Origin of the sequence: Streptomyces sp. UH6 (assembly GCF_013421635.1) — a bacterium.
In the GTDB taxonomy this organism is placed as follows: domain Bacteria; phylum Actinomycetota; class Actinomycetes; order Streptomycetales; family Streptomycetaceae; genus Streptomyces; species Streptomyces abyssomicinicus.
In genome coordinates, this window is the sequence record NZ_JACADT010000876.1 from 1 (window position 1) to 2,403 (window position 2,403).

1 protein-coding gene and 2 pseudogenes are annotated in these 2,403 nt (G+C 74.1%); all 3 read left to right on the forward strand.

Features of this window, described 5'->3' with window-relative positions; genetic code table 11:
• Positions 1-348 (forward strand): annotated as a pseudogene (locus tag HW445_RS27010) (hypothetical protein); the annotation flags it as partial.
• A 232-nt stretch (positions 349-580) separates the two neighbouring features.
• Positions 581-1,999, forward strand: a complete 1,419-nt coding sequence (locus tag HW445_RS27015; protein WP_180223492.1) for an alkaline phosphatase PhoX — start codon at positions 581-583, stop codon at positions 1,997-1,999.
• A gap of 148 nt (positions 2,000-2,147) precedes the next feature.
• A pseudogene (locus HW445_RS27020) lies at positions 2,148-2,403 on the forward strand (TROVE domain-containing protein); the annotation flags it as partial.

A 2,403-nucleotide genomic window follows, 5' to 3' on the forward strand; every position in this document is an offset into this window, starting at 1 on the left:
GCGCTGCGCGAGGTGCTGGACGACCCCGAGCTCGGCGGGCTCGCCCGGGTGTGGCTGGCCGAGCACGGCGCGGCGGACATCCCGGCCCCCTCCCAGGAGCTGGTCTTCTGGCTCACGATCGACACCCTCGCCGCCCAGCTCGCCGCCGAGGGCAACTCCGACGAGCTGGTGGCGCTGGTCGAGGGCCTGGCCGCGCAGCACAGCGGCTTCTTCGACACCGCCTGGCGGGTCGACCACCCGGCCACCGCCGAGGTGCTGGAGGCCATGGGAAGGCTCCACCCGGACAAGAAGGTCGCCAAGGAGGCCCGCAAGGCCGCCTACAAGGCACGCTCCCAGCAGGGCGGCTGACGACCGCGGGCGGCGGGACGCCAGGGGCGCGGGACCGCCCGCGGCGCAGGGGACGCCAGGGGCGCGGGACCGCCCGCGCTTCACGCAACGGAACTCCGCGCACACCCCTGGCGTTCAACGGGCGTTCAGACATGGACGGGACGGTGTGGCCGGAACGTGGCGCCGGCCGGCAGGGCGGTGACCACGGTGCCGTCGCACGCAGCCCTCACCGTCCTCCCGTCCAGGAGCATCCATGTCACTCACGCGCAGGGACTTCGCCAGACAGTCGGCCCGCACGGGCGCCGGGATCGCGCTCGCCGGCAGCGTCGGTGTGTTCGCCAGCGCCCCCAACGCCCTGGCGGCCGAGGACATCACCACGCCCGACGGCGAGGCCGTCGGCCCCGGCTACGGTCCGCTGGTACCCGACCCGGAGGGACTACTGGCGCTGCCCGCCGGGTTCTCCTACCGGGTGCTCACGCGTACCGGTGAGACCCGCCTGGAGACCGGTGAGTCCACCCCGTCGAACCACGACGGCACGGCCGCCTTCGACGGCGGCCGCGGCACCGTCCTGCTGGTCAACAACCACGAGCTCGGCGGCCCCCGCTCCCGCTGGGAGCACCCGGTGCCCCTCACCGAGGGCCTGGTGTACGACCCGGCCGCCGCGGGCGGCTGCACGGTCGTCGAGGTCCGCCGCGACGGGCACGTCACCGAATGGGTGGGCATCGCCGGCACCGCCACCAACTGCGCCGGCGGCAGCACCCCGTGGGGCACCTGGCTGACCTGCGAGGAGACCGAGGACAAGGCCGGCCAGAACGGCATGACCAAGGACCACGGCTACGTCTTCGAGGTCGACCCGCTGGACGAGCGCGCCAACCGGGACCCGAAGCCGGTCAAGGCCCTCGGCCGCTTCGCCCACGAGGCCGTGGTCGTCGACCCCCGGCGCGGCCACCTCTACCTCACCGAGGACGCCTCCGGCCCCAACGGGCTGTTCTACCGCTGGACCCCGCCGGAGGGGTTCCGGCACGGCCGCGGGCAGCTCGCCACCCTGGCCGACGACGCCGGCGCCCTCGAAGCACCGCGGTGCTTCGACTCGGCCGGCCGGTTCGTCGACGACCTCTCCCGCGCCACCCGCATCGGAACCGTCTACGGCGTCGACTGGGTGGACGTCCCCGACCGCGACGCCCGCACGGTCTCGGTGCGCAAGCAGTTCGGCGCCGGAGAGGTCACCCGCGCCCGCAAACTGGAAGGCATGTGGTGGGGCGACGGCGGGGCCTACCTGGTCTCCTCCTACGCCCGCGCGGAGAGCCCCGGCACGGCCCACGACGGCGCCGTCTGGTTCTACGATCCCAAGCGCCGCACCCTCACGCTCAAGGTCCTCATCGGCGTCAACCCCGACCCGGAGGCCGAGGGCCACTACGACGGCCCGGACAACATCACCGTCTCGCCCTACGGTGGCCTGGTCATCGCGGAGGACGGCGAGGGCCTGAGCCACCTCTTCGGCGCCACCGACAGCGGACGCACCTACCCCATCGCCCGCAACGAGCTCAACGACAGCGAGTTCGCCGGCGTGACCTTCTCCCCCGACGGCAGGACGCTGTACGCCTGCATCCAGACCCCCGGCATCCTGCTGGCGATCACCGGACCGTGGAAGCGGCAGCGGCAGAAGCACTGACCGGCCCGGAACGGGCGCGCGGGTAATCCGCTCGCCCGCCCCGCGACCGAGCTCTGTGCGCGGGCAGCGGTCACCACGGTCACTGCGAAGACGGTCGGCGGGGCCGGTCCCGGCCCCGCTCCCCGTGCCGTGTCTCCCCGCACCGCACCGGTTCCACGACTTCGGCGGCACCGGCACCACCGAGGGGGTGCGGACGCACCACCGGGGCCACGACCGGGTGCTGATCGTCACCGACGAGCAGTACGCGCACAGCCCGTACGGCGCCCCCGGCACCCAGGTGCCGTCCCGGGTGCCCGTCCACACCTGGAACCTGGCGGGCCACCGGGCCGGACAGGGCCACTCCGGCAACGCCACCCGGCACACCTTCGGCGGCCTCACCGACGCGGCGTTCCGCATGGTGCCAC

What these genes read in the sequence shown, in the direction of transcription:
- HW445_RS27015 (WP_180223492.1), top strand. Translation starts at nt 581, where the DNA reads ATGTCACTCACGCGCAGGGACTTCGCCAGACAGTCGGCCCGCACGGGC.